Raw genomic sequence first — 6,165 nt, forward strand, 5'->3', positions numbered from 1 at the left:
AAGTTTGAACACGCCCGAGCAGTTCACCCCCCTCTATCGAGGACTTCTTGAAGATGAGTACGCAGACATCCGACAGCCTCCAGTGGACCGATCTCGACCAGCGTGCCGTTGACACGGCCCGTGTACTCGCGGCCGATGCCGTGCAGAAGGTCGGCAACGGCCACCCCGGCACCGCGATGAGTCTGGCCCCCGCCGCGTACACGATCTTTCAGAAGGTGATGCGACACGACCCCGCGGACCCTGAGTGGACCGGCCGTGACCGCTTCGTCCTCTCCCCCGGACACACCTCGCTGACCCTCTACACCCAGCTGTTCCTGTCCGGGTACGAGCTGGAGCTGGACGACCTCAAGGCGTTCCGGACGCACGGTTCGAAGACGCCGGGACACCCCGAGTACGGCCACACGGCCGGCGTCGAGACCACCACCGGCCCGCTCGGCCAGGGCGTCGCCAACGCGGTCGGCATGGCGATGGCCGCCCGTTACGAGCGCGGCCTCTTCGACCCCGAGGCACCCGAGGGCGAGTCGCCCTTCGACCACACGGTGTGGGCGATCGTCTCCGACGGCGACCTGGAGGAGGGCATCTCCGCCGAGGCTTCCTCGCTGGCCGGTCACCAGAAGCTCGGCAACCTCGTCTTCGTCTACGACGACAACCACATCTCCATCGAGGGCGACACGGCGACGGCGTTCTCCGAGGACGTGCTGAAGCGCTACGAGGCGTACGGCTGGCACGTGCAGCGGATCGAGCCCGAACTCGGCGGCGACATCGACGTCCACGCGCTGTACACGGCGCTCAAGGAGGCGCAGGCCGAGACCGCGCGCCCCTCGATCATCGCGATGCGCACGATCATCGCCTGGCCCGCCCCGAACGCCCAGAACACCGAGGCGGCCCATGGCTCGGCCCTCGGCGCCGAGGAGATCGCGGCCACCAAGCGTGTCCTCGGCTTCGACCCGGAGCAGACATTCGAGGTCGCGGGCGAAGTCCTCGCCCATGCCCGCCAGGCTCTCGACCGGGGCGCCGAGGCGCACGCCGCCTGGGACAAGCAGCTCACCGAGTGGCGCGGTGCGCAGCCCGAGCGGGCGAAGCTGTTCGACCGGGTCGTGGCAGGTCAGCTCCCCGATGGCTGGGAGGACGTCCTGCCGGTGTTCGAGGAGGGCGCGTCCGTCGCCACCCGTGCGGCCTCCGGCAAAGTGCTGCAGGCCCTGGGCCCGGTCCTGCCCGAGCTGTGGGGCGGTTCCGCCGACCTGGCCGGCTCGAACAACACGACCATCGACAAGACGTCCTCCTTCCTCCCCGAGGGCAACCCGCTCCCGGAGGCCGACCCGTACGGCCGTACCGTCCACTTCGGCATCCGCGAGCACTCGATGGCCGCCGAGATGAACGGCATCGCGCTGCACGGCAACACCCGTATCTACGGCGGCACCTTCCTCGTCTTCTCCGACTACATGCGCAACGCCGTACGTCTGGCGGCGCTGATGCAGCTGCCCGTGACGTACGTCTGGACGCACGACTCCATCGGCCTCGGCGAGGACGGCCCGACGCACCAGCCGGTCGAACACCTGGCCTCCCTGCGCGCCATCCCGGGCCTGAGCATCGTCCGCCCGGCCGACGCCAACGAGACGGCCGTCGCCTGGGCCGAGATCCTCAAGCGGCACGCCACGAATCCGGCCCCGCACGGCCTGGCGCTCACCCGGCAGGGTGTACCGACGTACGCCAGGAACGAGGATGCCGCGAAGGGCGGTTACGTCCTGCGGGACGCCTCCACCGGCACCCCGGACGTCGTCCTGATCGCCACCGGCTCCGAGGTCCAGCTCGCCGTCGCCGCGCGCGAGGCGCTGGAGGCCGAGGGTGTGGGTACGCGAGTGGTGTCGATGCCGTCGGTCGAGTGGTTCGAGGAGCAGTCTGCCGAGTACCGCGCGAGTGTCCTTCCGCCGTCCGTGAAGGCGCGCGTGGCGGTCGAGGCGGGCATCGGTCTGACCTGGTACCGCTACGTCGGTGACGCAGGACGCATCGTCTCCCTCGAACACTTCGGCGCCTCCGCCGACGCGGGGACCCTCTTCGCCGAGTACGGCTTCACCGCCGAGAACGTCGCCCGAGTGGCGCGGGCTGTGCTCAGTTCAACTACCGGTCTCGCCGCCGCCCGTGATTGATCCGCACGCCAGAAGGAAGATGACCACAGTGACCACCGAAGCAACCCCCACCGCGGGAACACTCAAGCGCCTCTCCGACGAGGGCGTCTCGATCTGGCTGGACGACCTCTCCCGGGGGCGCATCGCCTCCGGCAACCTCGCCGAACTCATCGACACCAGGCATGTGGTCGGCGTGACCACCAACCCGTCGATCTTCCAGGCCGCCATCGGCTCCGGTGAGGGGTACGAGGAGCAGCTCGCCGACCTGGCTGTGCGCGGCGTCACGGTCGACGAGGCCGTACGCATGATGACCACCGCCGACGTACGGGCCGCCGCCGACATCCTGCGCCCGGTGTACGACGCCACGGGCGGCCGGGACGGCCGGGTCTCGATCGAGGTCGACCCGCGGCTCGCCCACGAGACCGCGGCGACGATCGCCGAGGCCAAGCAGCTGGCCTGGCTGGTCGAACGGCCCAACGTGATGATCAAGATCCCGGCGACCAAGGCGGGCCTGCCCGCGATCACCGAGGTCATCGGCCTCGGGATCAGCGTCAACGTCACGCTGATCTTCTCCCTGGAGCGCTACCGCGAGGTCATGGCCGCCTATCTGGCCGGCCTGGAGAAGGCGCAGGCCGCGGGCATCGACCTGGCGACCATCCACTCCGTCGCCTCCTTCTTCGTCTCCCGCGTCGACTCCGAGATCGACAAGCGCCTGACCCTGCTGGGCACGGACGAGGCCCTCGCCCTCAAGGGCAGGGCGGCGCTGGCCAACGCGCGGCTGGCCTACGAGGCGTACGAAGAGGTCTTCGACGGCGAGCGCTGGACCGCCCTCGGCGGCGCCCACGCCAACAAGCAGCGCCCGCTGTGGGCCTCGACCGGCGTCAAGGACCCCGCGTACAAGGACACGCTCTACGTCGACGAGCTGGTCGCGCCCGGCACCGTCAACACGATGCCGGAGGCCACGCTCAACGCGACCGCCGACCACGGCGACATCCACGGCGACGCGGTGAGCGGCGGCTACGCCCAGGCCCGCGCCGATCTCGCGGCCGTCGAAGGGCTCGGGATCTCGTACGACGAGGTCGTGAAGCTGCTGGAGGACGAGGGCGTCGCGAAGTTCGCGGTCGCCTGGGACGACCTGCTGACCGCCGTCACGAAGTCGCTGGACAGCGTAGGCAGCAAGGGAGTTGACGGGGAATGAGCGACGAACCGACCCTGCTGGAGCCGGCGGCGGCTACCGCCGAGGACGACTGGGACAACCCGCTGCGCGACCCCGGCGACCGCCGGCTCCCCCTGATCGCGGGCCCGTCCGGGCTGGTCATCTTCGGGGTGACCGGTGACCTGTCCCGCAAGAAGCTCATGCCGGCCGTCTACGACCTGGCCAACCGGGGTCTGCTCCCGCCCGGCTTCTCGCTCGTCGGCTTCGCCCGCCGGGACTGGGAGGACGAGGACTTCGCACAGATCGTCCACGACTCGGTGCGCGACCACGCCCGTACGGAGTTCCGCGAGGAGGTCTGGCAGCAGCTCGCCGAGGGCATGCGGTTCATCCCCGGCGACTTCGACGACGACGCGGCGTTCAAGCAGCTGCGCGCGGCCGTCGAGGAACTTGACGCGTCCCGGGGTACGAGTGGCAACTACGCCTTCTACCTCTCCGTACCGCCGAAGTTCTTCCCCAAGGTCGTCCAGCAGCTGAAGAAGCACGGGCTGGCGAACGCGCCGGAGGGTTCCTGGCGGCGCGGGGTGATCGAGAAGCCGTTCGGGCACAACCTGAAGAGCGCGCGTGAGCTGAACCGGGTCCTGCACGACGTGTTCGACCCGGAGCAGGTCTTCCGGATCGACCACTACCTCGGCAAGGAGACCGTCCAGAACATCCTGGCGCTCCGCTTCGCCAACCAGATGTACGAACCCATCTGGAACCGGTCGTATGTCGACCACGTCCAGATCACGATGGCCGAGGACATCGGCATCGGCGGCCGGGCCGGCTACTACGACGGCATCGGGTCGGCGCGCGACGTGATCCAGAACCACCTTCTCCAGCTGATGGCCCTGACGGCCATGGAGGAGCCGATCGCCTTCGACGCCGAGTCGCTGCTGACCGAGAAGCTCAAGGTCCTGAAGTCGGTGAAGCTGCCCGAGAACCTGGGCGAGCACACCGTTCGCGGGCAGTACGCGGCGGGCTGGCAGGGCGGCGAGCAGGTGTCCGGCTACCTCGAAGAGGACGGCATCGACCCGCAGTCCAGCACCGACACGTACGCGGCCGTCAAGCTGGAGGTCGACAACCGCCGCTGGGCGGGCGTCCCCTTCTATCTGCGGACCGGCAAGCGGCTGGGGCGGCGCGTCACGGAGATCGCGGTCGTCTTCCAGCGCGCCCCGCACTCCCCGTTCGACTCGACGGCCACCGAGGAACTCGGCGCGAACGCGATCGTCATCCGCGTCCAGCCCGACGAGGGCATGACCGTGCGCTTCGGTTCCAAGGTCCCGGGTACCTCGATGGAGATCAGGGACGTCACGATGGACTTCGCCTACGGCGAGTCCTTCACGGAGTCCAGCCCGGAGGCGTACGAACGGCTCATCCTGGATGTCCTGCTCGGCGACGCCAATTTGTTCCCCCGTCACCAGGAAGTGGAAGAGTCCTGGAAGATCCTCGACCCGATCGAGGAGTACTGGGGCACGCACGGCAGGCCCGCGCAGTACTCCTCGGGCAGTTGGGGCCCGGAGGAAGCCGACGAGATGCTCGCACGAGACGGACGGAGCTGGCGCAGGCCATGAAAATCGACCTCACCGACACCACGGCAAGCAAGATCAACAAAGCACTGGTGAAGGGGCGGCGCGCCATCGGCACCCCTGCCGTGGGCATGGTCCTGACGATGGTGATCGTCACGGACGAGGAGAACGCCTACGACTCGATCAAGGCGGCCGAGGATGCCTCGCACGAGCACCCCGCGCGCACCTTGGTCGTCATCAAGCGGCACGCCCGCAGCCCGCGCGACCGCACCAAGTCCCACCTCAACGCCGAAGTGCGGGTGGGCGCCGACGCCGGCACCGGCGAGACGGTCATCCTGCGGACGTACGGCGAGGTGTCCGACCACGCCGACTCCGTCGTCCTGCCGCTGCTGCTGCCGGACGCGCCGGTCGTCGTCTGGTGGCCGGTGAACGCCCCCGAGGTGCCCGCCAAGGACCCCCTGGGCGCGCTGGCCCAGCGCCGGATCACCGACATGTACGCGGTGGAGCAGCCGCTCGTCGCACTGGAGGCCCGGGTCCGCTCGTACGCGCCCGGCGACACCGACCTGGCGTGGACGCGTCTCACCCCGTGGCGCTCGATGCTGGCCGCGGCCCTCGACCAGGCCCGCACGAAGATCATCTCGGCGGCCGTCGAGAGCGAGGCCGAGAACCCGAGCGCCGAACTGCTGGCCCGCTGGCTCGGCGCCCGCCTGTCGGTGAAGGTGGACCGCGTCGTCACCGCGGGCCCGGTCGTCACGGCCGTCCGCCTCGGCACCGACAGGGGCGAGATCGTCATCGACCGCCCCGAGGGCCCGCTCGCCACGCTCACCCTGCCGGGCCAGCCCTCGCGCACGCTCGCGCTGAAGGTGCGGCCCACGTCCGAACTCATCGCCGAGGAACTGCGGCGCCTCGACGCCGACGAGATGTACGCCATCGCTCTGCGGGGCGACAGCACCAAGGAGACCCCCAGTCATGTCTGACTCCCCCAGGCTCACCCGGCGCCCCGAGTGGACCGCGCTGGAGGACCACCGCGCCGACGCGCTCCTCCATCCGCAGCTGCGTGAACTGTTCGCCGCCGATCCGGGACGCGCGGAGCGGTACGTCGTGCGGGTGGGCGACCTGCACATCGACTACTCCAAGCACCTGATCACGGACGAGACCCTCGCCTTCCTCCAGGAACTCGCCACCGCCACCGATGTGTTCGGGCTGCGGGACGCCATGTTCCGCGGTGACCGGATCAACATCACCGAGGACCGTGCGGTGCTGCACACCGCGCTGCGGGCGCCGCGGGACGCGGTGGTCGAGGTCGACGGTGAGAACG

At 69.7% G+C, this 6,165-nt stretch carries 4 protein-coding genes and 1 pseudogene; all 5 read left to right on the top strand.

Features of this window, described 5'->3' with window-relative positions; all coding sequences use genetic code 11:
* Positions 1–53 precede the first annotated feature (53 nt).
* A complete protein-coding gene (gene tkt / locus G3I56_RS20610; RefSeq protein WP_164410968.1) occupies positions 54–2,147 on the top strand; it encodes a transketolase in 2,094 nt (697 codons plus the stop codon).
* A gap of 19 nt (positions 2,148–2,166) precedes the next feature.
* Entirely contained in the window at positions 2,167–3,324 is a 1,158-nt protein-coding gene (tal, locus tag G3I56_RS20615) for a transaldolase (RefSeq protein ID WP_164410970.1), read from the top strand.
* Positions 3,321–4,892, top strand: a complete 1,572-nt coding sequence (gene zwf / locus G3I56_RS20620; protein WP_164410972.1) for a glucose-6-phosphate dehydrogenase — start codon at positions 3,321–3,323, stop codon at positions 4,890–4,892. Before tal ends, zwf begins: the two co-directional genes overlap by 4 nt.
* Positions 4,889–5,824 carry a glucose-6-phosphate dehydrogenase assembly protein OpcA gene (gene opcA / locus G3I56_RS20625; RefSeq protein WP_164410974.1) on the top strand — a complete coding sequence of 312 codons (936 nt, stop codon included), beginning with the start codon at positions 4,889–4,891 and terminating at the stop codon, positions 5,822–5,824. The genes zwf and opcA overlap by 4 nt, the downstream gene beginning before the upstream one ends.
* Positions 5,817–6,165, top strand: a pseudogene (locus G3I56_RS20630) (glucose-6-phosphate isomerase); the annotation flags it as partial. The gene opcA and the pseudogene G3I56_RS20630, both read left to right, overlap by 8 nt.

This window comes from Streptomyces sp. SID12488 (genome assembly GCF_010548275.1).
Classification (GTDB): Bacteria; Actinomycetota; Actinomycetes; order Streptomycetales; family Streptomycetaceae; genus Streptomyces.

Excerpts from the sequence above, each read along its gene's own strand:
- zwf (WP_164410972.1), top strand. The coding sequence starts at position 3,321 with ATGAGCGACGAACCGACCCTGCTGGAGCCGGCGGCGGCTACCGCCGAG.
- tal (WP_164410970.1), top strand. The coding sequence starts at position 2,167 with ATGACCACAGTGACCACCGAAGCAACCCCCACCGCGGGAACACTCAAG.
- opcA (WP_164410974.1), top strand. The coding sequence starts at position 4,889 with ATGAAAATCGACCTCACCGACACCACGGCAAGCAAGATCAACAAAGCA.
- tkt (WP_164410968.1), top strand. The coding sequence starts at position 54 with ATGAGTACGCAGACATCCGACAGCCTCCAGTGGACCGATCTCGACCAG.